The sequence below is a fragment of the Latilactobacillus sakei genome (assembly GCA_002953655.1).
Lineage (GTDB): Bacteria > Bacillota > Bacilli > Lactobacillales > Lactobacillaceae > Latilactobacillus > Latilactobacillus sakei_A.
On sequence record CP025839.1, the window covers coordinates 1,272,574 to 1,299,037 of the forward strand.

The window sequence follows — 26,464 nt, forward strand, 5'->3', positions numbered from 1 at the left end:
GTGATCCTCCCTAATTTAAAAAGTGTTGCCGAACTGTTTTTAATAAATAAAATGAGCCCACAACTAAAATAACTTGCGGTTTAGGGCCCCTTACTGATTGATTAGCCGCCTTTAAAGCGGCTTCAATTGCTGGATATTCAGGCGTTGTTTGGCCCGTTATCTGCGTGTATAGCGCCCCTAATTCAGCAACTGGTAATTGGCGGTCATCCGGATTGATGGGGGTCGTTAAAATAAACCGCGCTGGTAGTTGCGTTAAAAGCTGTAAGCATTCAGCAACCGCCTTATCTTTTAAAAAGCCAGTCACAATCGTTAAGTCGTAATCACTGTAGCGTTCTTGAACACTCCGGACAAACTGCCGAATGCCATCCGGATTATGGGCGCCATCAATCACAACTAGCGGCTCTGTTGCCAAGCGCTCAAAGCGACCTGGCAGGCCAACCTGCTCTAAAGCACGTTGTAAAACGGCTTCGTCTAGCGCTTGCCCTTGATCGCGACAAAATTGACGATACCAGGTCAGTACCGTTAGGAGATTCTCTAATTGATAGGTCCCCGCCAAGGCTAAAGAAATCGTTAATGATGCACGCTCGGGTAATTTAATCGTCACCGCTTGGCCCGCGCTGGTTGGATGACTTGTGACGAGCCAATCACGGGAAGCAATCTGCAGCGGTGCTGATTGTCGCCCAGCTTCAGCCTCTAAAACGTGCAAAGCCGTTTTCGTTTGTTCGGGAGCCACAATAACTGGCGTTTGTGGCCGAATAATTTTAGATTTGGTCGTAGCGATTGCCTCAATCGTATCACCCAATAATGCCATGTGATCGAGACTAATCTTCGTAAATAGCGTGTAGGCCACTCGATCAACCGCATTGGTTGCATCTAACGCACCACCCAAGCCACATTCCCACAGGACATAATCGACTTGTTGTTGCTTAAAATAGACCAACGCCACCAATACTAATGTTTCAAAGTACGATAAGTCCGTCGTCGGATCAAAGCCGAGTTTTTTTAAAACGGTTTGGACCGTCGTCAATAACCGTTCAAACTGCGCCTTTGAAATCAACTGCCGGTTAATCTGAATACTTTCCTCGACTGCCATGATATGCGGACTCGTAAATAACCCCACGGAGTAGCCAGATGCTTGCAGAATTGCCGCAATCATCGCACTCGTTGAGCCTTTGCCATTCGTTCCACAAACATGAATAATTGAAAAAGCATGATCTGGCTGCCCCATCGCCTTTAAAATCTGGCGCAAGAGCGTCACTCGTTCGTCTTCACCATATAACATCCCTGGTAATTGCGTGATTATTTCCTCATCTTGCATACTAAAATCCCCTATTTTAATAGTTGTAGAAATTCACTGCGTAATTGGCGGTCGGTTTTAAAATTACCGCTGTAAAAAGTCGTATGGGTCTGACTATTGGCCTTCTTAATGCCGCGCATCTCAACACACATATGGCGCGCCGTCACTTGAACCGCAACCCCGTGTGGCTTTAATATTTGATTTAAAATTTGTCCGATATCACGCGTTAAATTTTCCTGAACGCTCAAGCGTTTTGAAACGAAATCCACTAACCGGGGAATTTTACTCAAGCCGATAATCTGCCCGTTGGCTGGTAAATAGGCCACGCTAACCTGACCAAAAAAGGGCAACATGTGGTGCTCACACATCGAATAAAACGGAATGTCTTGCATCATCACCATCTGATCATCATCGGTCTCTTCAGTTTCAAATAACTTATAGTCCTTAAAGATGGTTTCCCCCTGATAGGCCAAAACTTCTCCGTACATTTTAGCAACCCGTTGGGGGGTTTCTAATACGCCAGCACGCTCAGGATCATCGCCAACTTGCTTTAAAATATCACGCACATCTTTTTCAATTTGCTGCTTTGCTTGTTCTATCATCGTTTACCTCTTCTAATCGTTTAATCGTCTGGGTTTGATCCTGCTGTAAGACATCAATCTGGGTTTCAATCACTTCTTTTTGATAAAAGTCAGCCCCACAGATTTCTAAGATTGGCACTAGCACAAATAACCGCTTGAAGGCTTCTGGATGGGGAATCACTAATGTGTCACTCTGTAAGACCAGCTCATTAAAGAAAATGATATCTAGGTCCAACGTTCGCGGCCCCCAGTGAATTGTTCGTTCCCGCCGACACGCCTGCTCAATTTGATGTAAGACAACCAACAACTGAGCCGGCGTATAATCGGTACTGATTTTTAAAGCACCGTTGATAAAATCGGCTTGTTCAACTGGCCCCACCGGCGCGGTTTGGTAAAAAGCCGACTGCCGTTCAATTTGAATTTTCGGATCAGCTGCCAAAAGGGCTAGCGCCTGATTAATATTCGCCTTTAAATCACCCATATTACTGCCGTAACTAATATAAACTTGGTTAATCAAACTCAACCCTCCATCTCGATTTCGACATGGTCAAAAATACCTTCAATCGGCACCGCAATTTTACGCACCTTAACCGCGACTGAGCCAATTCGTTCAGTATCAAGGGCGTGAATTGCCTGGATAATCTCATGCGCGATAGTTTCAACCAAATTAGCGCGTGATTTGGCGATTAATTGGGCAATCACTTCATAGAAATCCGCATAACTGACTGTATCCGTTAATTCGTCTCCTTGATAAGGCGTCATGATTGCCACCTTTAAGTCAATTTCAATTCGCTGCCCTAGATCCTTCTCAGCTTGAAAAACACCAATATGCGAATGAAACTGCATATTATTAATTTTAATATGATACATCAGTCCGCCTCCTAATAACCGTTCGTTGGCTAATATTTTATCACAAATATACGGAATTCATTCGGATAATGCCGCTAAATATTTAAATTGACGAAATTTCGTTCATAATTTTCATCATTTTTTAACAATTCACAAACTTGATAATCTTAAATAAATCTGCATAAAATGATGTCGTTCTCTCATCATTATATATCAGCGCATTTCCCCAATAAAAAAATACTGCCTAACCGAAATGATTAAGCAGTATTGCTATTTTTAAAAATAACTAAAAAAAACATTATTAGTCACACAATTGACTTCGAGAACCATTTAATTTAATCTATCAATAAACTGAAAGTAGGTCATAAAATGCTAACGAATCAATTAGCAACCACCTCAGACTATGCGCTAGTCCTCGATATTTGGGAACGGTCCGTTTTAGCGACGCATAACTTCTTGCAACCTGAAGACGTAATCTTTTATAAAACACAAATCCCCCAATTTCTGGCTCAAACGGTTCTCAGAATCTGGTCACTAGATAACCAGCCAATCGGGTTTAGTGGTACCAACGCTCAAGAATTAGAGATGCTATTTCTCGATCCTCATTACATTGGTGGCGGGTATGGCCATCAAATTTTAGATTGGTTAATCAATAATCAACAGATTAATAAAATTGATGTAAATGAACAAAATCAACGTGCCAAAACGTTCTACTTAAAGCACGGCTTTACCGTTGCATCTCGCAGTGAACGCGATGGTTTTGATAAACCATATCCGATTTTACATTTGACAAGATAAATAGCTTTCTACAAAAGAAGCCACACTATCCATTAGATAGTGTGTCCTCTTTTAATTAGACCATTTTACATTGTTGTGCCACATTCTGACCGCCAACCATTAAGCAGCCGCAACCGACCATTTCTGCCAGCTGGGCGTCCAATTGAACCATCACATCATGAATTGTTTTCAGATCCGCACGAGGTTCGTAACGACAAACAAACAAAGGTAAATCATTGCGAGTATAGTAGTAACTCATCTGCCCCACGATACCGACGCCTACTTTAGTTAACATGACGTTCCCAGTCTCATTTAGCGTTAAAGAATACTGATCATTAATCCGTGCTGGTTCAAAGTGTTTCATTCAACTCGCTCCTGACATTTTATTACTGCTAATATCTTACAACAGAAAAAAATTAAATAACATTCTTGACATGCATCTTGAACAGATTACTGGCACTAGAGCTCTAAAATTATTCTAGTAAACATTGTGAGCAATTACATTGTCCCAACTTCTTGAAGATGTTATTTTTAAGTTAAAGAAGGAGGTGTTGAACTATGAAGACTTTAGACAATATCGCTCTTGCCTTATTAATCGTAGGTGGTTTAAACTGGCTACTTGTTGGTTTATTTAAATTCGACCTTGTGGCTATGCTATTTGGCGGCCAAGCAGCTATTATTTCACGAATTGTTTATGTCCTAGTTGGACTAAGTGCGCTCTACTGTATTAAATTATTTGCTAATATCAATAACATGGCACGTTAATAACATGAAAAAAGCCCTCACTTGAGGGCTTTTTTTGATGACTATATTTAAAAAGTTCTAGTCCACTAGCCTTTTTAATTAGCCGACAGACCCTTCCATTTCATAGCTAATCAATCGATTCAATTCCACCGCGTATTCCATTGGGAGTTCCTTGGTGAATGGTTCGACAAAGCCCATGATGATCATTTCGGTTGCTTTGGCTTCCGAGATGCCACGGCTCATCAAGTAATAGAGTTGTTCTTCTGAAATTTTGGAGACTTTGGCTTCATGTTCCATTGAGACGTTCCCGTTTAAGATTGTATTATACGGAATCGTGTCGGAACTGGATTTATCATCCATAATAATCGTATCACATTCGACGTGGGCAAAAGAGCCGTCACTGTCGCGTTCAAAACGAACAGTGCCTCGATAATCAACGGCACCACCGTCTTTGGCAATCGATTTTGAAACGATTGAGGACGACGTATTTGGTGCGGCATGAATCATCCGGGCGCCACTGTCTTGGTCAACACCTTCGCCAGCAACAGCGATTGATAGCATTGTGCCCCGGGCGCCTTCGCCATCGAGATAGACACTTGGGTATTTCATAGTCATTTTAGAACCGAGGTTCCCATCGACCCATTCCATTGTCGCATTTTCCATGGCTTGAGCCCGTTTGGTTTCCAAACTATAAACATTCTTCGACCAGTTTTGAATCGTTGTGTACCGGCAATAAGCATCCCGTTTCACGAAGACTTCAACGACCGCCGCGTGCAAGCTATCACTTGAATAACTGGGTGCAGTACAACCTTCGACGTAATTCACGCTGGCGCCTTCATCAACAACGATCAATGTCCGTTCGAATTGACCTGAGTTTTCAGCGTTAATCCGGAAGTATGATTGGATTGGAATATCTGTCCGCACACCTTTTGGCACGTAGATGAAGGTCCCACCAGACCAAACAGCCGAGTTGAGCGCTGAAAATTTATTGTCGGTTGGTTTAACCAAAGTACTGAAGTATTCCTTCACGATATCGGGATATTCGCGCAAGGCAGTATCCATATCGGTAAAGATAATCCCGAGCTTTTCAAATTCATCGCGCATATTGTGGTAAACCACTTCTGATTCATATTGCGCACTGGACCCAGCCAAGTATTTCCGTTCAGCTTCTGGAACCCCTAAGCGGTCAAAAGTCTCCTTGATTTTATCAGGGACATCTTCCCAATCGCGGTATTGTTTATCAGTCGCCTTTTGGTAGTACAGCATATGCTCTAAATCCAGGCCGGATAAATCTGGGCCAAAATCGGGCATTGGCATTTTTTCGTAAGCATGAAATGATTTTAAACGGAAGTCTAACATCCATTGGGGTTCTTTTTTCTCGTGCGAAATTGCGCGCACAACATCTTCAGTTAAGCCCCGGCCGGTTGAAAAGACGGGTTCAACATCATCGCTAAAGCCGTAATCGTAGTTCTCAAATTGGGGCATCGTCGTCTCTTCTGTCATTAATCTGTTCCCTCCGTTTCTGCATGGTTCACAATTTGACCCGTTGTTGCTGTGTTGGTATCGCTATTGAGCGCTTTGTGGAGCGCCTTCCAAGCAAGCGTAGCACATTTAATCCGCGCTGGAAATTGTTGCACGCCCTGCAAAATGGCCGCATCTTCTAGAATTGTCCAATCTTCATCGCGATCACCAATCACCATGTCTGAAAAGCGTTCGATCATCACTTCAGCTTCAGCAGGTGTTTTATGCAAGACCGCATCGGTCATCATGCTGGCAGAGGCTTGACTGATGGTGCAGCCTTCCCCTGAAAAAGCAATCTGGCTAATCCGGTTATCTTCAAGTGCAATCTCCAACTGCAACGCATCGCCACAAGTTGGGTTACGTAATTCAATTTCATGATCGACAGTGTCTAAATGACCATGATGGTGCGGATGTTGCGAATGGTCTAAGATGACCTGTCGATATAAGTTATCTAATTTAGAGAGTGCCATTTTGGAAAAACTCCTTTGCTGCTTGAATCGCGGCCACTAAGGCTTGTACGTCTTCTGACGTATTGTAGAGGTAGAAACTCGCGCGAGCCGTTGCCGCAACGTTTAGCCACTGCATCAGTGGTTGTGCGCAATGATGCCCCGCGCGAACAGCGACCCCTTCCATATCGAGGGCTGTTGCTAAATCGTGCGGATGGAGATTATCCAGATTAAAAGCAATCACACCCGTTCGCTGACTAGCTTCTTGCGGCCCATAAATCGTTAACCCTTCGACGGCTTGTAAGGCCGGTAATGCTTCGGCGACTAAAGCCTGCTCATGTGCCTGGATATTGGTCATCCCAATCTGATTCAGATAATCAATCGCAGCCCCTAAACCAATCGCGCCAGCAATATTGGGGGTTCCACCTTCTAAGCGCCAAGGCAGTTCTTTGAAGGTCGATTCTTGTAAGCCAACAAAATCAATCATCTCCCCACCGTATTCAACGGGTGGTAACTGCTCGAGCAAGGCCTGCTTACCATACAAGATACCGATCCCTGTTGGACCCAACATTTTATGCCCTGAAAAAGCATAAAAATCTGCATCCAGCGCCTGCACATCAACTGGCATATGCGGAACAGCTTGTGCGCCATCAACGACCATATAGCCACCTTGGGCATGGACTAGTGCCGCAATCGTCTTCACTGGATTGACAACGCCTAAAACGTTAGAAGCATGCGCTAAACTGACGATTTTAGTCCGCGGACCAATGACCTGCTTAGCAGCGTCTAAATCTAACTGACCATCTGTCAATAGATCGATGTAGCGTAGTTTGGCCCCCGTCTTTTTAGCAAGTTGTTGCCAAGGGACTAGGTTGCTATGGTGTTCCATGTAGCTGATAACAATTTCATCGCCAGCTTGGACAACGGTTGGTCCAAAACTACCGGCGATCCAGTTTAAACTCTGCGTGGTTCCTTTTGTGAAGACAATCTCCGCTGAAGAAGCCGCATTGATAAATTGTTGAACTTTAACCCGTGCAGCCTCGTATTGAGCAGTCGCTCGTTCCGCCAACGTATGCACACCCCGGTGAACATTGGCATTGTCATGTTGGTAGTAATTCACTAATTGGTCGATCACCACTTGTGGCTTTTGGGTTGTCGCTGCGTTATCCAAATAAACCAAGGGTTCGTCATTCACCAATTGTTCTAAAATTGGAAAATCTTGCCGACTAGTGTTCAGACTTTTGCCCATCGATTAACTTCCTCTCGATTGTGTCCGTTAATTGTTGACGAACATTTTTGTCCGGAATTTCTGTCAGGACGGCGCCTAAGAACCCACGAATCACTAAGCGTTGTGCAACTTCTTTAGACAAGCCCCGACTCATGAGATAGTACATTTGTTGTTCATTAACACGACCAACACTGGCAGCGTGACCGGCTTGAACATCATTTTCATCGATTAATAATAGCGGATTGGCATCCCCACGGGCCGTTCGTGATAACATCAAGACCCGGTTTTCTTGTTGTGCATCGGCACCTTTAGCGCCTTTGATGATGTGCCCAATCCCGTTAAAAGTCAGGGTCGCATCTTCTAAAATAACACCATGTTGCAAGATATGGCCGATTGAACGCGGTCCAATATTCGTCACCCGCGTATCGATTCCTTGAATTTGTTTCCCAGTTGAAATGGCGACCACTTTTGTTTCAGCATGCGAACCATCGCCGACTAAATCAGAATCGAAATCGCCAATGATATTGCCATCATTCATGAAGCCCAGTGCCCAATCAATCCGAGCATCCCGCATTAAGTGCCCCCGACGGTTCAGATAAGTCGTGACAGACTTACCAAACGCATCAACAGCTGAGAAATGCACGTGACTATTATCCTTAGCAATCACTTCAACCACCATATTAGCTAGGTTCTTGTGATCACCCATTGTTTGTAGATTTTCTAGATAACTAAACTCACTGTTTTGTTCTGCCACAATTAAAACGTGATGGATAAAATCAGTGGCTTGCGTGCTATCTTGGACATAATAAGCCGTAATCGGTTGCTTAATCACCACATTCTTCGGTACGTACAAGAACATCCCACTGTTCATCAAGGCTGTATGAAAGGCCGTCAAACGATCTTCATCCGGTTTAACCGTCACTTGCATATAGTATTCATGAACTAATTCAGGATAGTCTTGTAAAGCAGTGAAGATATCGGTAAAGATGACCCCTTGCTCTGCCAATTCACTAGGCAGATTTAATTTGGCAATTGTTTGCCCAACTTGCACGACATAAGGTTGATCCGCAGTTAAATCAGCGACCATTTCGGGTAGTGTATCAGTCGCAGAAGTTGTTAAAGTCGGCGCACTCGCAGCCATAATTGGCCAATGTTTGTAATTAATCTTTTCGAAAATAGGTAAGTCGAGCTTTTCAATTTGGCCTAAGGCTGTTTGGCGTAAGGCTGCAAACCAATCTGGTTCTTGATGGGCAATTGAAAAAGCCGCAACTTGTTCAGGTGTGATGGCTAATTTCTTTTTCATCAAAGCCGCCCCCTATTTACTTTCATCGTCAGTTAATTTAATGTCTAACCCTAATTCATCACGAATACCGGCGTAACCTTCGTCTTCTAGACGTTTGGCCAATGACGCATCACCAGTCGTTACGATTTTACCGCCCATCATGATGTGCACGAAATCAGGCACAATATAGTTCAATAAACGTTGATAATGCGTGATAATCAATGAACCGAAGTTATCACCGCGCATTTCGTTGACCCCTTTAGAAACAACTTGAAGAGCATCGATATCTAAACCAGAATCAATTTCATCTAAAATGGCAAATTTAGGTTCAATCATCATCAATTGTAGAATTTCGTTCCGTTTCTTTTCACCACCAGAAAAGCCTTCGTTTAAGTAACGTTCAGACATTTCTTCTGTCATATCTAAGACCGCCATGCGTTGATCTAATTTTTTCAAGAAGGCCATAATTGAAATTTGATCATCTTCAGCCCGACGCGCATTGATAGCAGCCCGCATAAATTCAGCGTTTGTAACACCTTGAATTTCAGATGGATATTGCATCGCTAAGAACAAGCCAGCGCGCGCCCGTTCATCAACTGGCATTTCAAGAATATTTTGACCGTCTAATTTAATTTCACCTTGAAGTACTTCATATTTAGGATTCCCCATGATGGTTTCTGAAAGGGTTGATTTACCGGTCCCATTTGGTCCCATGATGGCGTGAATCTCACCCGTATTCATTTCTAAGTTAACACCTTTTAAAATTTCTTTACCGTCAATTCCGACGTGTAAATCGATAATTTCTAATTTAGACATTACTGACCCTCCAAAAATCGCATTATAACACGTTGTTGCTGACTTAATTCTAAGCTAAATGAGAACGCTTTTCAATAGAAGAATGATTGTAAAAAAGAATCAATTCTTATCTATCACAATAAAAAAAGACTGAATCCCTTCAGCCTCTTCTCTAAACTAAGCTATTAAAATATGTCTTTAATTTTTTCCCAAATTCTAGATAGCAATGTTGTTTTTTTAGGCTGTGGTGCCTTAATCCACTGACTACTTCCAAGGTCGTAATAAACCTGATTATCAAGTCCTTTTAGGGCGTAGTTCACTTGCCAAGCTGTATTGGGCTTTAAATTGAGTCGCTTACCCTCAATCGATCGGTATTCAGCACATTTGAATGGTGAATCAAAAACCTTAGTCGTACCCTTAGCTTGTGTCGTAATTGTTTGTGGATGTTCTACACACTTATTTTGATGTGTGTAGACCCCGGTATAATTTGTAAAAAAACCATCGAATTTCTTTCGATTATCCGCTGCACGACTAATATTTTCAGAAAAATTATCGTATGGAATGACTTGCTTATGTGCCTGATGCAGTGTTTTAACGACTTGATCACTTGCATAACTCACGCGCATTGAAACGGCTGATAAAAAATTATATCGTGGTGACTGTAACTGACGATAATTATACGGCTCGTTATAATTTAAAAATAATAGCGGTACTTCTGGTAATAAATGGTGCAATTTTTCTAGCGAGGCCATTGAAAATGACTCAAAATAAACTCGTTTTTCTAAATGGTTAGCCTTTACAAGTGCTACCAACTTATCTTCCATCACCATTTGGTTATTTAATAACCTTGTTTCAATCATAAACTTTGCCTTAGGATTGGACCGATAGCGTTCGAAGACATCACTTAATCGATGGAGATGTTCATGATTCGTAAATTCCGCCTGTTTTAACGTTTGCCAACTATTTTTGTCAATGATGTATTTCCGATTCATTGTTCGATCGGTCATTGGATCATGGGAAACGACCAAGACCCCATCCTGGCTGATTTCTAAATCCTGTTCGATGTAATCAGCATGATCCGCAAGCGCTTGATCATACGACTGAAAACTATGTTCTGGCGCTTTGGCCGGTTCTCCCCGATGTCCAATTACTGTAAAACCACTTAAATTAATAAAACAAAAAATCAAAAATATTCCCCAAACTTTGCGTTGCATGTACTCACCCTTACTTTTCCAATATTAACTACTTATCCCTTAATCAGTATAGCTAATTTAAAACCGCATGCCAATGACAACTAAAAAGCCCTATCCTTCGATAAGACTTTTCCTTCATTATTTAACTGGTAATACCGCCCCGTGCCATTGCTTTTTAATCCAGGCTTGGGTTGATTTTGATTTGAGTACTTTGATTAATTTCTTAATTGCAGGTTTGTTTTCGTCACCTTTATTAACGGCGACGACGTTTACGTATGGTGATGAGAGACTTTCAATTGCCACGGCATCTTTTTCCGGTGTGAAGCCGGCTTGAACCGCATAGTTTGAATTGATGGCAACCAGCGTACCTTCATCATTTTTCAACAATTCAGGCATCAATTTCGGTTCAAATGTGTACTTAAATTTGAGCTTCTTCGGATTTTTGGCAATATCCTTGAAGGTCGCATTTTCAACTTTGACCCCTGGTTTCAAAGTGATTAAACCACCCGCTTTTAAAATCGAAAGCACCCGGCCCCAGTCAGTTTGACTATTTGAAACCAGGACGGTAGCGCCGGTTTTGACGGCACTTAATTTTTTAACCCGCTTGCTGTAAAGGCCGAGTGGTTCCAGATGAATCCCCCCAGCACTCACTAAGTGGTAGCCATTATCGTGGTTGGCCTTTTTCATAAACGGAATGTGTTGGTAATAGTTAGCGGTCAATTCGCCGTTCGCTAGCGCCTTATTAGGTAATACATAATCACTGAACGCTTTGACGTCCAATGTGATGCCTTCTTTTTTTAATTCGGGTTTAACGTGTCTTAAAATAGCGGCATGCGGAATGGTTGAGGCGCCAATCACAATCGTATTGGGATCTGTTTTTTTAGCGCGACAGCCAGTCAACAGTCCGCCAACAATTAAAAGCCCAGCAAGAACACTTAAATATCTTTTTTGCATCTACTTTTCTCCCTTTAATTAACGGTGATCAATTTTGGCAATGATAATGTCACCGGTTTTTTGACAAATGAAGACGATAATTAGAATAATGACTGTGGCAACTAATGTAATTGTATTTTGATTGGCTTGGAAGCCTTCCGTGTAGGCTAAGTTCCCTAAACCACCGGCCCCAATCACACCGGCCATTGCCGTGTAACCAAGTAATGAAATCGCCGTAACCGTTAATCCGGAAACAAGGGCGGGCATGCTTTCTGGTAACAGGACTTGCCAGATAATTTGCCATTTGGAAGCACCTAGTGCACGGGTCGCTTCAATGACCCCACTATCAACTTCACGAAAGGCTAATTCTACTAACCGTGCGTAAAATGGTGCTGCCGAAACGATTAATGCGGGAATCGCAGCTTTGGGACCAATCATGGTGCCCATCAATTCCTTAGTCATGGGAATCAAAAGCACAATCAAGATGATGAACGGTACTGAACGAAAAACGTTGACGAATAAAGCGACAATTCCATTTAACAACCGACTCATAAAATCCGTTTTGCCATTCGTTTGATACAAGACTAACCCTAACAAGAAACCGAGAATTGCGACTAGCAAGACACTGACAGCCGTTAGCCAAACCGTTTCGCCTGTTGCTTCCCACATCGTTGGCCAGTCGATTTGTTTAAATTGAAAATAAGATTGAAATCCGTTGATATTAGCCATGTCTTAACACCTCTACTTCGATAGTTTGTTGACTTAGGTCGGATAATGCCTGTTTTAAATCGTCTGGACTAGCTTGAATCTGAATGTATAAATACCCCAGGGCACCATTAATCGTTTGTTGTAAACTGCCACTAATCACACTGACTTCAACGCTTGGGTAGCGGCGCATTAATTGGCCGATGACCGGTTGACTCGATTGTTCTTCGTTAAAGCGAAGTTTGACGATTGTGCCCTCTGGTACCCGCGTCAACAACTGTTCGATTGAAGCAGCTGTTTCACTAGGCGTAATCACTAATGATTCTGAAACAAAGGCTTTCGTCACTTCTGCTTGTGGCGTTTCGAAGATGGCTTGTGTTGTGCCTTCTTCAATTACCCGACCGGCTGCCATCACCGCAATCCGTTGGCAGATCCGACGTACGGCATCCATTTCGTGGGTTACCAGCACAATTGTGATGCCCATTTCCTGATTAATCTTAGCTAAAAGGCTCAAAATTGAATTCGTTGTTTTGGGATCCAAAGCGCTGGTTGCTTCATCACATAACAAGATGGCTGGTTCGCTGATTAACGCACGGGCAATCGCAACCCGTTGCTTTTGGCCCCCTGAAAGTTCACTAGGATAAGCGGCGCCCAAGTCTGTTAGTTCGACTAGTGCGAGCATCTCTTTGGCCTTGGCTAAGCGTTCCTGCTTACCAACCCCCGCTAACTTAAGCGGTAAGGCGATATTTTCAAGAATTGTTTTTGACCAGAGCAGATTGAAATGTTGAAAAATCATCCCAATCTTTTGCCGAATCGGCCGTAATGCTTGTTCGCTTAGACCAACGATCGATTGACCATTGACCAAGACATCCCCACTGGTTGGTTTTTCTAAACCGTTTAATAACCGAATCAACGTACTCTTACCGGCGCCTGAATAGCCGATAATGCCGTAAATTTCACCCGCTTCAATTTTTAATGAAATGTCGCTAAGTGCTGTAAATGTCTGTTGTTCTCGTTGATAAACCTTACCAACTTGTTTTAGTTCTAACATTGCATTTCCTCCCTTTGATTAAAAATGTACAAAAAAAGTCCTTCCTCTCAAATAAATGAGAGAAAGGACGCCAATTTGCGTGTTACCACCTTAATTCACGACTACTTCACAATAATCGCCTTACAAAGTACCAGAATCGATACTCGTTCGCTATATCGGGCAACCCCCGCATTCGGCTCAGTTAAACCTTACCAAATGAATTTGCTCAAAGACCATATTCGAAAACCATTCACATTATCCGCTTGCACCTGACCGGACTCTCTTAAAATGCTACTAAGTTATCTACTCATCTTTTCATCGCTTGTATTAAGTAATTCTTATCTTAAATAATCAGGCGTCAGATGTCAAGCTTAATTATCTGAAATACGAATATCAGCAATCCACGCATCTTTTTCGTTATCAGCATTTAATAATTCGGGATTATCAGCCAAATCTGTATTCACGTTAACTAACTCGCCTGCTAGAGGGCTATCTAGTTCTTGGACCATTTTTTCAGCTTCGATCGCAACAAGTGGCATATCAAGGGCCATCTTTTGTCCTTCAACAGGGACATCCACAAATTTAATTAAGCCAAATTCATTTTGCGCACCTTTAGTCAGACCAATTCGTCTGATTGAAGCTGCGATTTCTTCTGTCCAAAAATAATCATTATTACTCATTGTCAATTGTTTTCACTCCTAGAAAGTATCTTCAGATTCGCTGAACATATAACTCTTATAATGGTACCGCATCGACATGATAAAGCCAATCCCCATCATGTTCCCCAATAGCGATGAGCCCCCTTGTGAAATAAACGGTAATGGAATACCGGTCAATGGTAACAAACCAACACTCATCCCAATATTTTCAAAAACATGGAAAAGAATCATCATGATAACACCCGTTGAAACATAGGCATAAAACTCATTTTTGGTATCAAATGTGACCCGAATCATTTGGTAGATCAATAAGAAATACAACAAAATGACTAAACAAGAACCGATGAAACCAAAGTTTTCACCAATTACAGAGAAAATCATATCCGATTCACGAACGGGTACGTTAACTTGAATTTGATTGAAGCCTTTACCAACCAATTGACCTGAGCCAATTGCCTTTAAACTCTGGGATAACTGCAAACTCGTGCTGGCCGTATTATCAAACGGATGTAACCAAGCATCAATTCGGTTAAATTGATAGGTTTTAAAGCCTAAATGGGTCAAAATCGCCCGTCCTGGCGTTGTGGCTGCCAAGGTCAAGGCAGTTCCGCCGATAGCTGCCATCACGGCAATTGCGGGCGCCAAAATCTTCCATGTAATCCCGGACACTAAGATAATACCACCCAAAATTGCGACGAATACCAATAAGGTCCCAAAATCGTTTTGTAACTTCAAGAGCACCATCACGGGGAGCGTCCAAATTAATAAACGGCCTAACAATAACCAGTCCGTATTAATCGTATGTTCTGGATACTCGGTATTGTGCTTAGTCACAACCCGACTCATCATTAAGATATAAGCCGGCTTCATCACTTCGGAAGGCTGAAACGAAATCGGTCCTAATGAAAACCAACTTTTAGCACCAGTTTGAATTGCAACCGCCCGATTGTAAAAGAATAAAACCGCAATTAGGAGGAAAATCCCGATGCCATAAGCAATCGGTGCAATCCGCCAGAGTTGCTCCGAATCAAATTGCATGATGGCAATAATCGCAACACCACCGATGACGTACCAAGCGGCCTGCATAATTACGGCTCGTGTTGAGCTAGCGCCACTTGTGTCATGGGTTGTCGCCACATAAATCGACATTAAACCGATCAACGCTAACATGAACACGGAAAAGACAATTCCGTAATCTACGCGTGAAGTATCGTCGACTTTTTCTAATTCCTTTGGCATGTTAAGTCTCCTTCAACTAAAAACTGTCTTAATTATAAAATAACCCGGCCAAAAATCTGCCGGGTTACTCTAAAGCTAATTAATTCTTAAGAATTAACCTTGGTGTAAATGGTACTCCCGTAGTAATTCGTTAACAGCATCATCGTGCGTTTTGGTAATGATACTTTGACCAGTACCTTCGACAGTTGCTTCGAATCGTTTTTTAGCACTATCTTCAACGATGACCCCCACTTCATTTTTACCAACCTTAACGCTGGTCATTGCTTGGCCATTGCGGGTAATATCATCAATTGTAACTTCTACGCGTTGTTCTTTTTTAGACATATTTTTTTGAAACTCCTTATTTTGTAACATTAGTGATCAACAGACTTATTCCGAAAGACTGTGAAATGGTCTGGAACGGGATCATAGCCACCCTTTATAAACGGGTGACACCGTAAAATACGGCCAATGCCCATAACTAGTCCTTTAATCGCGCCATGTTTTTGAATGGCTTGAATCATATAACTAGAGCAAGTCGGATAATACCGACAGCTCGGTGGTAAGAATGGCGAAATACCAGTTTGGTAAAACCGCACAAATGCAATTAATATCTTTCGCATGCAATCACCACTTATCCTGATCTACTGTAAGAAATTAATAATGTGACTCCAAGTACTTGGTAAGAAGACGGCAAATGGATTTTGACCACCCATTGCAAAACCGATCATTTGGCCAATTAACCCGGCGAAAATCATTAAAACAATTACTAGTAAAATCTTTTTAAGAACTGGTTTGACGTGCTCTTCAAAATTTGATCGATACACAATATTCACAATCCCTTACTTCTGATTTAGTGTGCTCGTTTTTGGGCAATATTTTCCAATAAAACACCCGTACCTAAGGCAACTGCGTCTAATGGCTTTTCAGCTAAGACAACTGGGACCTTGAGGTGTTCAGAAAAGAGGTTGGCAATATTGCGTAATAGCGCGCCACCACCGGTTAGCATAATCCCGCGATCGATAATATCGCCGGCTAATTCTGGTGGTGTCACTTCAAGCACTTCTTTAGCAGCGGCAACAATGGCCATCATGGTTTCGTGCAAGGCAAGTTCAACCTCGTCCGCACCAATCGTGATTGACACGGGTAACCCACCGACAATATCACGGCCACGAACTTCTAATTGTTCACTTGCATCGGCATGCCAAACACTACCAATCTTCAACTTAATTGTTTCGGCGGTATGTTCACCGATTAATAAGTTATGTTTACGTTTAACGTACGCTGCAATTTCAGCATTCATGCGATCACCAGCAAGCCGTAATGAACGACTGGTAACCACTTCACCCATTGATAGTACAGCGATATCACTCGTCCCACCACCAATATCAATCACCATGTTACCGCGTGGTTGGAAAATGTCCATCCCAGCGCCGACAGCGGCAACCTTGGGTTCAAATTCTAAGAAAACTTTACCGCCGCCAGATTTTTCAGCAGCTTCTACAATTGCTTTTTGTTCAATCGATGTAATATTTGTTGGACAACAAATTAAGATGTTTGGTTTTGATAGAAAACCTTTGACGTTTAATTTATTAATGAAATAAGCAAGCATTGCTTCGGTCATATCAAAATCAGCAATCACACCATCTTTAAGTGGGCGCACTGCCAAAATATTGCCGGGTGTCCGGCCAACCATGCTGTATGCTTCAGAACCAACTGCTAATACTTTTTTCGTTTTAGTATCGATCGCAACGACTGAAGGTTCATTAAGAACAATGCCTTTATCCATGACGTTAATCAAGACGTTGGCTGTCCCTAAATCAATTCCGATATCTTTAGCCATTTAGTGTTGCTCCTTCCAGAAACCATATTCAATAGTCAATTATACCACAAGCCTAATATCAATAAAATATAAGTTTCGTTTACGAAATTTACAATAAAAAAGAACGACGTCCGTCTAAAAACGAATATCATTCTTTAATCACAGCTATTTAAGCTAATTTCTGAGTTGTTTTACGATGACCAGCTTCATCAAAATCAGCACGGCTGATATGTGCACCTAATGCTCGTAATTTTTGATGGAAGTGATAATAACCACGATCCATGTATTGTAAGTTAGTAACTAGCGTTTCGCCATTGGCTACTAATCCGGCAATGACTAGTGCTGCAGCGGCCCGTAAATCTGAAGCGGCTACTTCAGCACCCGTTAATTCAGTGGGGCCATATAAGATGACAGATTGCCCTTCAACTTGGTAATCAGCATTCATGCGGCGCAACTCTTCTAGGTGCATGAAACGATTCTCGAAGACTGTTTCAGTCATGACACTCGTTCCATGGGCCATCAATTGTAGAGCGGTCATTTGGGCTTGCATATCTGTTGGGAAACCTGGGTATGGCAAGGTCTTGATATTGCTTGGTTTCAATTCATCCGGGCCGATAATCCGAATCCCATTTTCTTCTTCAATAACTTGAGCGCCCATTTCAGCTAGTTTAGATAATAAAGGTTTATTATGTTCAGAAATAGCTTCTTCAACCAAAACATTTCCTTTAGTGGCTGCAGCGGCAATCATGAAGGTCCCGGCTTCAATTCGATCTTGCACAATGCTGTGTTCAGTCCCTTTTAATTCGGTGACCCCTTCGATTCGAATTTCTTCAGTGCCTGCCCCGAAAACTTTAGCGCCCATCTTATTTAAGACGTTAGCTAAATCAACAATTTCTGGTTCGCGCGCAACATTTTCGATGACCGTTGTTCCTTTGGCTAAAGTTGCCGCCATCATGATATTTTGCGTTGCGCCGACACTTGGAAAGTCTAAATAGATGTTTGCACCGACTAATTGGTCGGCCTTAGCTTCTATGTAACCATGACTTTGTGTAATCGTTGCACCAAGGGCTTCAAAACCCTTAAGGTGTAAATCAACTGGTCTTGAACCAATTGCACAGCCACCTGGCATGGCAACTCGGGCATGCCCCAATCTTGCTAATAAAGGTCCCATGACAACGATTGAAGCTCGCATCTTTGAAACATATTCGAATGCCGCTTCAAAGTTTAGCGATTGATTGGCATCAATCATTAAATAGTTACGCTGTTCATCAAATTTAACCCGTGCATCCAGACTCTTCAAAACATCTTGCATCATAAAAACATCTGATAAGATTGGCACGTTCGTTAATTCAACTGGTCCTTTAGAGGCTAAAAGTGCAGCCGCCATGATTGGTAACACTGCATTTTTAGCACCTTCGATGTGGACATCACCAACTAATGGTTGTCCGCCTTGTATGATCAATTTTTCCAAGAGTTTCCCTCCGATATGACTGCTAATTTATTGGACTAAAAAAATGATATTGCGCGCTTGCGCGATAATTTCTAAAAAGAATTGACTTACTAAATAACCCATTATGATGGCTGTAAACATGAGGACAATCTGAATCTGGCGAATATGATTCGGCTTAAAAAGCTGTTCAAGTCGTAAAGACTGGAGACCGTAAAAACTAATAACGATAAAGCCGATATGACTAATAATGGTGACAACTGCTTGTGATCCAATTGATTGCACTTCAATAACGCTCCTCTATGAATGGATATAGGGACATTGTAACATACAGAAAAGTCACTTGTCTGTATTTAGCTGTTTTCTTAACAAAAGAAGATTAAGTTGGATTATAACCTAGCAAAAAAGCCCCCACGACTTTTGCCGTGAGGGCTTCTTGTAATGACTATTGTAAATGATTTTTGACGTCAATCCGGTTCATCGCGCGTTGAAGTGCGATTTGAGCCCGGCGTAATTCGTCTGAATCATGTTTTTCTGAAGCCGTCTTAATAGCGTCTTCGGCACGTTGTTTAGCACGTTGGGCACGTGATAAGTTAATATCCCGTGCACGTTCAGCACCGTCAGCAACGATTGAAGCGATGTTATGACTAACTTCCATAAAGCCGCCAGTAATTGCAATGGCGTCTTCATGCCCTGGGTTATCCGTCCGTTTAACACGAATTTCACCAATTTCTAGAGGGGTAATAATTGGCTCATGATTAGCCATAATACCGAGTTGCCCTGCCATTGCTGGTACAACCAACATTGAAGCATGGTGATCATAAACGACACCATCCGGCGTTACGATATTAACGGTTAATACCTTTTGCTCTTCTGCCATCATTAACGCCCCTTTCTAGTCTTGATCGACAGCCTTTTCAGACTGTGTATAGCCCATTTCTTTTGCCTTTGCTAGTGCAGCATCAATGTTCCCAACAAGACGGAATGCTTCTTCTGGGACATCATCGTATTCGCCTGCAAGGATGGCTTTGAAGCCAGAAACAGTTTCCTTAACTGGCACGTATGAACCGGCTTGGCCTGTAAAGGCTTCGGCAACGTGGAAGTTTTGTGATAGGAAGAATTGAATCCGACGTGCACGTGCAACGATAATCTTTTCATCATCAGATAATTCATCCATCCCTAAGATCGAGATGATATCTTGTAATTCACGATAACGTTGTAAGACGTGTTGTACTTCAGAAGCAACTTCGTAGTGTTCTTGGCCAACAATTTCAGGATCAAGCGCACTAGAAGATGATTCTAGTGGGTTAACAGCAGGGTAAATCCCTTGTTGTGTTAACTTACGATCCAAGTTAGTTGTGGCATCCAAATGCGCGAAAGTTGTTGCAGGCGCAGGATCAGTATAATCATCGGCAGGCACATAAATGGCTTGGATCGATGTAACTGAACCTTTTTTAGTTGATGTGATTCGTTCTTGTAATTGACCCATTTCTGTTGCCAATGTTGGTTGGTAACCAACGGCTGAAGGCATCCGTCCTAATAGGGCAGAAACTTCGGAACCAGCTTGCGTGAAACGGAAGATATTATCAATGAACAATAGCACATCTTGGCCTTCAACATCCCGGAAGTATTCAGCAATTGTTAAACCAGTCAAGGCAACACGCATCCGCGCACCAGGTGATTCATTCATTTGACCGAAAACCATGGCTGTCTTTTCCAAAACGCCTGATTCTTTCATTTCAAAGTATAAGTCATTACCTTCACGTGTTCGTTCACCAACACCAGTAAAGACCGAAATACCACCATGTTCTTCGGCGATATTATGGATTAATTCTTGGATTAAGACGGTTTTACCAACACCGGCACCACCGAACAAACCAATTTTACCACCACGCACATAAGGGGCAAGTAAATCGATAACCTTAATCCCTGTTTCTAGAATTTCTGAACTTGTATTTAATTCCTCAAATTTAGGCGCAGAACGGTGAATACTGTCGCGTCTAAAATCTGCAGGAAATTCTTCGCCGCCATCGATTGTTTCGCCTAAGACGTTGAAAACACGTCCTAGAGTTTCTTTACCGACTGGTACGTTAATTGCACGACCAGCATCTTCAACAGGCATCCCACGACGTAAACCGTCAGTAGATTCCATTGAAATGGTACGCATTACCCCGTCGCCTAATTCTAGAGCAACCTCTAAAACGACAGTTTCATCATTACCTTTATCGACTGTTAAGGCATTATTGATATCTGGTAAATCCGTATCTAAAGAAAATTCGACATCGACAACGGGACCAATAACTTGGACAACTTTTCCCATACTCATAGTTGTTTCTTCCTCCCGCATTTTTATTCTAATGCTGCCGCACCACCGACGATTTCGGTGATTTCAGTTGTAATTTGAGCTTGACGTGCACGGTTAAATTTAATTGACAATTCTGAAATTAAATTATTTGCATTATCAGTCGCACTCTTCATTGCTGCCATTGAAGCAGCATGTTCTGCTGTTTTAGAATCTAACATTGCGCCATAAATTAAGCTTTCGGCGTATTGCGGTAGAATTGCGTCTAAGGCATCATCCACGGAAGGTTCCGTAATGTATTCTAGATTTTGATCAGCAACTTCTGAAACATCTAAGTCGGTAATTGGTAACATTTTTTCAGCTCTAAAGCCAGATGTTAATGAGTTAACATGGTGGTTGTAACAAACGTACAACTCATCGTAAACACCATTATCATACATCGCAACGGCCGTTTTAATAATTTGTTTAACTTCTTCAAAAGAAGGGACATCACTCACACCACGATATTCGTAAGTTAAATTCATGCCCCGCGCTTTAAAGAAATCAGCACCAGTTCCGCCGACCGCAAGAATTGCGTATTCGTCAGATGATTGATGATTTTCTGAAATCATTTGGACCATTGCTTTTAGAATTGAGCTGTTATATGCACCAACTAAGCCCCGGTCACTTGTAATAACTAAATAACCGGTTTTCTTAATTGGTCTTTCCACTAACAAATTACTCAACGTTACTTCGTGCTTAATCGCCGTTTTAATAGTAGAATCAGCAGGTTCTGCTTGTAAACTACTCTTTTGACGGGCAATGTCAATTAATTGACTAGCAGCTAGATGCGTCACGATTTCTCTAATCTTATCAGTATAAACTTGGTAAGCAACTGAGTTCTTTTCGATTTGAGAAAGCTTAGCACCAGAAACCATTTGCATAGCACTTGTAATTTGCCCAGTTTTTTTAGTAGAGGCGATTCTTCGTTTGATATCCATTAAAGATTCAGCCAATTAATTCACCCCTTACTTATCTGAGTCTTTGTCATCGGCAGCTTGTTCTGGTACAAAACCTTCTGTGAAGGCCTTGATAGCAGCATCAAGTTTGTCTGTGTCTGGCAATTTAGTTGTTTGACGGATTTCATCCATCAAGTCTTTAGCATTACTTTCTAGATAGTCATTTAAACCACTTTCATAACGCATAATGTCATCAACAGGTACATCATCGATGAAACCATGTGTTAAGGCATATAGAATTACTGTTTGTTGTTCAAATGGTAATGGTTTATGCAATGGTTGTTTCAAGACTTCAACAGTCCGTTTACCACGATTTAGTTTGGCTTGTGTTGCGGCATCTAAATCAGAACCGAATTGCGTAAAGGCTTCTAGTTCACGGTATGATGAAAGATCAAGACGCAATGTCCCTGAAACTTTCTTCATAGCCTTGGTTTGAGCTGCCCCACCAACACGAGAAACAGATGAACCAGCATCGATAGCTGGACGTGTTCCTGAATAGAATAAATCACTTTCCAAGAAGATTTGACCATCTGTAATCGAGATAACGTTAGTTGGGATATAAGCTGAAATATCACCAGCTTGTGTTTCGATGATAGGTAAAGCAGTCATTGAACCGCCACCTAATTCATCACTTAACTTAGCAGCACGTTCTAGTAAACGTGAATGTAAGTAGAAGATATCACCAGGGTAAGCTTCACGGCCTGGAGGTCTTCTTAAAAGTAATGAGATTTCACGATAAGCAGCAGCTTGTTTACTTAAATCATCATAGACGATTAAAACGTGCTTGCCGTTATACATGAATTCTTCACCCATTGCTGCACCAGCATAAGGGGCAATGTACAAGAGTGGTGCGGGTTGGCTAGGGCCAGCTTCGACAACAATTGTATAATCCATTGCACCATAACGCCGTAAGGTTTCAACTTGTGTTCTCACAGTTGATTCCTTTTGACCAATGGCAACGTAGATACAGATCATATCTTGACCTTTTTGGTTAATAATCGTATCGATCGCAACTGATGTTTTACCAGTCTTACGATCCCCGATAATTAATTCACGTTGGCCACGACCAATTGGCACCAAGGCATCAATCGCTTTTAAACCTGTTTGTAAAGGTTCAGAAACAGATTGACGAGCCATAACGCCAGGTGCTTTCTTTTCGATAGGACGTGTTTTATCTGTTTTAATTTCGCCGCGTCCGTCCACTGGTTGACCCAACGGATTAACAACACGACCGATTAAAGCATCACCAACAGGTACTTCCATGATCCGCCCTGTCCGTTTAACTTGGTCCCCTTCACGAATATTTTCGTATTCGCCGAGGATGATGATACCAACATCATTTGTTTCCAAGTTTTGTGCCACACCGTATGAACCGTTAGAGAATTCTAACAATTCACTTGAGAGGGCATTTTCTAAACCGTGAGCACGTGCAATCCCATCACCAACATAAGTGACAGTACCGACTTCTTCAACGGCTAATTCTTCATTATAATTTGCTAGTTGTTGTTTAATTAATGCACTGATTTCCTCAGTTTTAATGCTCATCAGGTTCACCTCTTTATCAACGATTGACTATTTCAATAATAACGACTTAATTTGGTCTAAGCCGTGTTTGACACTTCCATCGATTACCTTATGGTTCGATTCAAGCACAATACCACCAATAATATCTGGATCAACGACACTTTCGATTAACACTTCGTTTAAGCCTTCGCGTTTGGCGAAAGATTGACTGATCTTAGCTAATTGATCATCGTCTAAAGCAACTGCTGAAGTCACCTTAGCATGCGCAATCCCTTTATGTTGATCATAGAGATCTTCATAAGCTGCGATAATATAAGGCATTTCAGCCATTCTTTGATAGTCAAAAACTAAGCTCAAAAAGTGTTGCATTAAAGTACTAAAATCACTACTCAATGATTTTAATAAGTTACGCTGTTTCAACCCAGATAAGGTTGTATCTGTTAAAACTGTGCCTAATTTTGGATTGTCATTGAAAATGGTCTCGAGTGCTTGTATCTCATCATGGATACTTTCAAATTGTTGCTCTTGTTCTGCAAGGGAAAATAAGGCCTTTGCATAGCGTTGTCCAACTGCATACTTATCTAGTTTCATTTTGCTTGTCCAACCCTTCAATATAGGAATTGATCAATGACTTTTGATCAGCGACTGACAATTCTTTCTTAATGAGTTTAGAAGCAATTTCAATAGATAATTGAGCAACATCATCTCTCGCACTGTTTAACGCATCTAAACGAGATTGTTCGATGTCTTTTTTAGCATTTTGTTTTAAAGTTTGGACTTCTTCTTGGGCGAGGGTAATCATACCTTCGCGTTGTTTTTCACCGTTTTGTTTAGCTGTGTTAACAATCTCAACGGCTTCTGATTTAGAGCTCTTCAATTCTGTTGCGCGTTGTGCAGCCAATTTGGCAGCATCTTCACGCGATTGAGCGGCGCTATCTAAATCATTGGTAATTTTATTTGAACGTTCCTGCATCATTTTTGAAACAGGTCCGAAAGCAAATTTACCAACTAAAGCAACTAAGATGATGAAGACAACAAGTACAAATAGTGAATCTCCAAGGTAAGATGCAGAAGCACCAACGATTAAATTACTAAACATCTATTGACACTCCTTCCTTGACTTACTGTCTAATTTTTAAAGTGAAACGTTGTTCACTCGGATTAACTAAATAAGATCAAGAAAGAAACGACGATTGATAAAATTGGAACAGCTTCAATCAAACCAACACCGATAAACATTGTTGATCTTAATTGTGCTGACAATTCTGGTTGGCGTGCCATACTTTCGATTGTCTTAGAAATTACCTTACCATTACCGTATGATGCTGCGAATGCTGCAAGTCCTGCTGCGATAGCTGCTGCTAAAAAGTTCATATTTTTTTCCTCCTGATTTTAGTCTTCCATTTCGACTTTCTCTGAAATGTAGACCATTGATAATGTTACAAATACAAAGGCTTGAATTGATCCGATAAAGACGGAAAATCCTTGCCATACCATCTGAATTGGTGCTGTGACAAGCATTGTGGCTGGGCCATGCGAGAAAGCCATCTTAACTAAAAGATTCAATAAAACTTCCCCGGCAAAAATGTTCCCATACAAACGCAATGACAGCGTCAAGAAATTGGTAAATTGTTCGATGATATTAATCGGTAAGAAAAATCCTACTGGTTTAATATAACTCTTCAAATAATTACCAAATCCTAGTCGTTCAATACTGAAATAATGCGAAAGGACTAATACAATCATCGCTAAGGACATTGTAATAATCGGATCCGCAGTTGGACTCTTCAGCCAAACCACTTCGTCCACCTTCATCTGGAAAATCAAACCGAACTGATTACTAATGAATACGAAAAGAAACATAACAAAGGCAAATAGGTAGAATTGCTTCCCTTCTTCGCCCGGCATAGCACTCTTAACGATACCATTAGTAAAGTCGATCATCCATTCCAGGACGTTCTGCCGCTTGGTTGGTTTCAACGCAATCTTTCTTGATAAGAAGAAGACGAGCGCGAAAACAATTGCTGCACTTAATAATACCGAAAGGCAGTTCGCTAAATTAAAACGAATTCCCAAAATGCTAATAATGGGATATTTATCACCCACAAGATTCCCTCCTTCCCTAGGCTTATTTACTAGTTCACGCGAGTTCTCCGATTAACAACTACGTACAACCAATTAACCTAAAAAACAGTAACATTTATGTAAAAAGACGCATAAATTATTACCGCAACACAATTAAGATAATACCACCATTAATTTGAAAGTACAAAGTAATTAGCGATTAATTTGCAATTATTTTTTGTTGAGTCGGTTAAGCGTCAATTAAAGCGTTAGCAAGTTCAAAATATAATGTTAGGTACCAAAAAGGCGCCCGCCAAATTGCCGAACGCCTCCTATTATATGTGCAATAATTATTTAGTCCCGAACAAACGATCACCAGCATCGCCCAAACCAGGATAAATATAACCTTCTTCATTCAATCCATCATCTAAACCAGCTGCATAAATATCAACATCTGGATGTGCTTCTTGCACCGCTTTAACGCCTTCAGGTGCTGCTACTAAAACAACTAAACGCATTGATGTTGCACCACGTTTTTTAAGGGCATCAATTGCCATAATTGCAGAACCACCAGTTGCCAACATAGGATCAACGATAAATAATTGACGTTGGTCAATATCTGTTGGTAATTTAACGAAATATTCGTGTGGTTGAAGCGTCTTTTCATCACGGTACATCCCGATATGACCGACTTTAGCGGCTGGAATCAATTCCAAAACGCCATCGACCATGCCTAAACCAGCACGTAAAATTGGGACAACTGCTAATTTTTTACCGCTCAATTGCTTTTCAATAGCTGGGCCCATTGGTGTTTCAACTTCAACGTCTTCCATTGCTAAATCGCGCGTAATTTCGTAAACCATTAATTCGGCAATTTCATTCGCCACTTCACGGAACACTTTAGTCCCCGTATTCTTGTTACGAATAATTGTTAATTTGTGTTGAATTAACGGATGATTTAAAACTGTGAACTTTGCCATTACCTTTTGCCCCTATTCTATTCAATTTGATGGAAAGAATTTCAACAAAAAAGAGTGACTCCAAAGAAA

General features: G+C 41.6%; 33 protein-coding genes. 2 read left to right on the top strand and 31 right to left on the bottom strand.

Annotated features, from left to right (window positions below):
* Nucleotides 1-10: 10 nt before the first annotated feature.
* Genes C0213_06270 through folB form a run of 4 tightly spaced genes read right to left on the bottom strand, consistent with a single transcriptional unit; the run spans nucleotide 11 to nucleotide 2,748 of the window.
* The gene (locus tag C0213_06270) at nucleotides 11-1,318 is read right to left on the bottom strand and encodes a bifunctional folylpolyglutamate synthase/dihydrofolate synthase (protein ID AUX12035.1); all 1,308 of its coding nucleotides are present in this window, start codon (nucleotides 1,316-1,318) and stop codon (nucleotides 11-13) included.
* An 11-nt stretch (nucleotides 1,319-1,329) separates the two neighbouring features.
* Nucleotides 1,330-1,899, bottom strand: a complete 570-nt coding sequence (gene folE, locus C0213_06275; protein AUX12036.1) for a GTP cyclohydrolase I FolE — start codon at nucleotides 1,897-1,899, stop codon at nucleotides 1,330-1,332.
* Nucleotides 1,871-2,401: a 2-amino-4-hydroxy-6-hydroxymethyldihydropteridine diphosphokinase gene (folK, locus tag C0213_06280; GenBank protein AUX12037.1), complete on the bottom strand. Its 531-nt coding sequence runs from the start codon at nucleotides 2,399-2,401 to the stop codon at nucleotides 1,871-1,873. Before folK ends, folE begins: the two co-directional genes overlap by 29 nt.
* Nucleotides 2,398-2,748: a dihydroneopterin aldolase gene (gene folB, locus C0213_06285; protein ID AUX12038.1), complete on the bottom strand. Its 351-nt coding sequence runs from the start codon at nucleotides 2,746-2,748 to the stop codon at nucleotides 2,398-2,400. The genes folK and folB overlap by 4 nt, the downstream gene beginning before the upstream one ends.
* Before the next feature lie 348 nt (nucleotides 2,749-3,096).
* Between folB and C0213_06290 the strand changes: the two genes are divergently transcribed.
* Nucleotides 3,097-3,525, top strand: a complete 429-nt coding sequence (locus C0213_06290) for a GNAT family N-acetyltransferase (protein AUX12039.1) — start codon at nucleotides 3,097-3,099, stop codon at nucleotides 3,523-3,525.
* A 55-nt stretch (nucleotides 3,526-3,580) separates the two neighbouring features.
* Here the strand turns inward: C0213_06290 and C0213_06295 are convergent, their stop codons facing one another.
* Nucleotides 3,581-3,868 carry a hypothetical protein gene (locus C0213_06295; protein AUX12040.1) on the bottom strand — a complete coding sequence of 96 codons (288 nt, stop codon included), beginning with the start codon at nucleotides 3,866-3,868 and terminating at the stop codon, nucleotides 3,581-3,583.
* A 194-nt stretch (nucleotides 3,869-4,062) separates the two neighbouring features.
* Here C0213_06295 and C0213_06300 point away from each other — a divergent pair, with 194 nt between their 5' ends.
* Complete coding sequence (locus C0213_06300) at nucleotides 4,063-4,269, top strand: DUF378 domain-containing protein (protein ID AUX12041.1); 207 nt, start codon at nucleotides 4,063-4,065, stop codon at nucleotides 4,267-4,269.
* Nucleotides 4,270-4,347: 78 nt separating this feature from the next.
* Here C0213_06300 and sufB read toward each other — a convergent pair whose 3' ends face one another.
* The 26 genes from sufB to C0213_06430 form a co-directional block, all read right to left on the bottom strand.
* Entirely contained in the window at nucleotides 4,348-5,751 is a 1,404-nt protein-coding gene (gene sufB / locus C0213_06305) for a Fe-S cluster assembly protein SufB (protein AUX12042.1), read from the bottom strand.
* Nucleotides 5,751-6,239, bottom strand: coding sequence for an SUF system NifU family Fe-S cluster assembly protein (locus C0213_06310; protein AUX12043.1), 489 nt, complete (start codon nucleotides 6,237-6,239; stop codon nucleotides 5,751-5,753). The genes sufB and C0213_06310 overlap by 1 nt, the downstream gene beginning before the upstream one ends.
* Entirely contained in the window at nucleotides 6,226-7,464 is a 1,239-nt protein-coding gene (locus C0213_06315; GenBank protein AUX12044.1) for a cysteine desulfurase, read from the bottom strand. The genes C0213_06310 and C0213_06315 overlap by 14 nt, the downstream gene beginning before the upstream one ends.
* Entirely contained in the window at nucleotides 7,442-8,746 is a 1,305-nt protein-coding gene (sufD, locus tag C0213_06320; GenBank protein ID AUX12045.1) for a Fe-S cluster assembly protein SufD, read from the bottom strand. Before sufD ends, C0213_06315 begins: the two co-directional genes overlap by 23 nt.
* A 12-nt stretch (nucleotides 8,747-8,758) precedes the next feature.
* Nucleotides 8,759-9,541: a Fe-S cluster assembly ATPase SufC gene (gene sufC / locus C0213_06325; protein ID AUX12046.1), complete on the bottom strand. Its 783-nt coding sequence runs from the start codon at nucleotides 9,539-9,541 to the stop codon at nucleotides 8,759-8,761.
* A gap of 164 nt (nucleotides 9,542-9,705) precedes the next feature.
* Nucleotides 9,706-10,734 carry a hypothetical protein gene (locus C0213_06330; protein AUX12047.1) on the bottom strand — a complete coding sequence of 343 codons (1,029 nt, stop codon included), beginning with the start codon at nucleotides 10,732-10,734 and terminating at the stop codon, nucleotides 9,706-9,708.
* Nucleotides 10,735-10,851: 117 nt separating this feature from the next.
* The gene (locus C0213_06335) at nucleotides 10,852-11,667 is read right to left on the bottom strand and encodes a methionine ABC transporter substrate-binding protein (protein AUX12048.1); all 816 of its coding nucleotides are present in this window, start codon (nucleotides 11,665-11,667) and stop codon (nucleotides 10,852-10,854) included.
* 18 nt (nucleotides 11,668-11,685) lie between these two features.
* A complete protein-coding gene (locus C0213_06340; GenBank protein AUX12049.1) occupies nucleotides 11,686-12,375 on the bottom strand; it encodes a methionine ABC transporter permease in 690 nt (229 codons plus the stop codon).
* Entirely contained in the window at nucleotides 12,368-13,402 is a 1,035-nt protein-coding gene (locus C0213_06345; GenBank protein ID AUX12050.1) for a methionine ABC transporter ATP-binding protein, read from the bottom strand. Before C0213_06345 ends, C0213_06340 begins: the two co-directional genes overlap by 8 nt.
* A 350-nt stretch (nucleotides 13,403-13,752) precedes the next feature.
* Nucleotides 13,753-14,061: a glycine cleavage system protein H gene (locus tag C0213_06350; GenBank protein ID AUX12820.1), complete on the bottom strand. Its 309-nt coding sequence runs from the start codon at nucleotides 14,059-14,061 to the stop codon at nucleotides 13,753-13,755.
* Between the two features lie 18 nt (nucleotides 14,062-14,079).
* Nucleotides 14,080-15,279, bottom strand: coding sequence for a rod shape-determining protein RodA (locus tag C0213_06355; protein ID AUX12051.1), 1,200 nt, complete (start codon nucleotides 15,277-15,279; stop codon nucleotides 14,080-14,082).
* A 93-nt stretch (nucleotides 15,280-15,372) separates the two neighbouring features.
* Entirely contained in the window at nucleotides 15,373-15,603 is a 231-nt protein-coding gene (locus tag C0213_06360) for a DUF2969 domain-containing protein (protein ID AUX12052.1), read from the bottom strand.
* Between the two features lie 29 nt (nucleotides 15,604-15,632).
* Nucleotides 15,633-15,881, bottom strand: coding sequence for a membrane protein insertion efficiency factor YidD (locus C0213_06365; GenBank protein ID AUX12053.1), 249 nt, complete (start codon nucleotides 15,879-15,881; stop codon nucleotides 15,633-15,635).
* Between the two features lie 21 nt (nucleotides 15,882-15,902).
* Entirely contained in the window at nucleotides 15,903-16,088 is a 186-nt protein-coding gene (locus C0213_06370) for a DNA-directed RNA polymerase subunit beta (GenBank protein AUX12821.1), read from the bottom strand.
* Nucleotides 16,089-16,111: 23 nt separating this feature from the next.
* Nucleotides 16,112-17,101: a rod shape-determining protein gene (locus C0213_06375; GenBank protein AUX12054.1), complete on the bottom strand. Its 990-nt coding sequence runs from the start codon at nucleotides 17,099-17,101 to the stop codon at nucleotides 16,112-16,114.
* Between the two features lie 148 nt (nucleotides 17,102-17,249).
* Nucleotides 17,250-18,551, bottom strand: a complete 1,302-nt coding sequence (gene murA, locus C0213_06380) for a UDP-N-acetylglucosamine 1-carboxyvinyltransferase (GenBank protein ID AUX12055.1) — start codon at nucleotides 18,549-18,551, stop codon at nucleotides 17,250-17,252.
* Nucleotides 18,552-18,578: 27 nt separating this feature from the next.
* A complete protein-coding gene (locus C0213_06385; protein AUX12056.1) occupies nucleotides 18,579-18,812 on the bottom strand; it encodes a hypothetical protein in 234 nt (77 codons plus the stop codon).
* Between the two features lie 160 nt (nucleotides 18,813-18,972).
* Complete coding sequence (locus tag C0213_06390; protein ID AUX12057.1) at nucleotides 18,973-19,410, bottom strand: F0F1 ATP synthase subunit epsilon; 438 nt, start codon at nucleotides 19,408-19,410, stop codon at nucleotides 18,973-18,975.
* Between the two features lie 12 nt (nucleotides 19,411-19,422).
* A complete protein-coding gene (gene atpD / locus C0213_06395; protein ID AUX12058.1) occupies nucleotides 19,423-20,853 on the bottom strand; it encodes a F0F1 ATP synthase subunit beta in 1,431 nt (476 codons plus the stop codon).
* Nucleotides 20,854-20,876: 23 nt separating this feature from the next.
* The gene (locus tag C0213_06400; GenBank protein AUX12059.1) at nucleotides 20,877-21,824 is read right to left on the bottom strand and encodes a F0F1 ATP synthase subunit gamma; all 948 of its coding nucleotides are present in this window, start codon (nucleotides 21,822-21,824) and stop codon (nucleotides 20,877-20,879) included.
* Between the two features lie 12 nt (nucleotides 21,825-21,836).
* Nucleotides 21,837-23,372: an ATP synthase subunit alpha gene (locus C0213_06405; GenBank protein AUX12060.1), complete on the bottom strand. Its 1,536-nt coding sequence runs from the start codon at nucleotides 23,370-23,372 to the stop codon at nucleotides 21,837-21,839.
* Nucleotides 23,373-23,399: 27 nt separating this feature from the next.
* Nucleotides 23,400-23,942: a F0F1 ATP synthase subunit delta gene (locus C0213_06410; GenBank protein ID AUX12061.1), complete on the bottom strand. Its 543-nt coding sequence runs from the start codon at nucleotides 23,940-23,942 to the stop codon at nucleotides 23,400-23,402.
* On the bottom strand, nucleotides 23,929-24,450 hold the full coding sequence (gene atpF, locus C0213_06415) for an ATP synthase F0 subunit B (protein AUX12062.1): 522 nt from the start codon (nucleotides 24,448-24,450) through the stop codon (nucleotides 23,929-23,931). Before atpF ends, C0213_06410 begins: the two co-directional genes overlap by 14 nt.
* 62 nt (nucleotides 24,451-24,512) lie before the next feature.
* Nucleotides 24,513-24,725, bottom strand: coding sequence for a hypothetical protein (locus tag C0213_06420; protein AUX12063.1), 213 nt, complete (start codon nucleotides 24,723-24,725; stop codon nucleotides 24,513-24,515).
* A gap of 18 nt (nucleotides 24,726-24,743) precedes the next feature.
* On the bottom strand, nucleotides 24,744-25,457 hold the full coding sequence (locus tag C0213_06425) for a F0F1 ATP synthase subunit A (protein ID AUX12064.1): 714 nt from the start codon (nucleotides 25,455-25,457) through the stop codon (nucleotides 24,744-24,746).
* Between the two features lie 308 nt (nucleotides 25,458-25,765).
* On the bottom strand, nucleotides 25,766-26,395 hold the full coding sequence (locus C0213_06430; GenBank protein AUX12065.1) for a uracil phosphoribosyltransferase: 630 nt from the start codon (nucleotides 26,393-26,395) through the stop codon (nucleotides 25,766-25,768).
* Nucleotides 26,396-26,464: the final 69 nt, after the last annotated feature.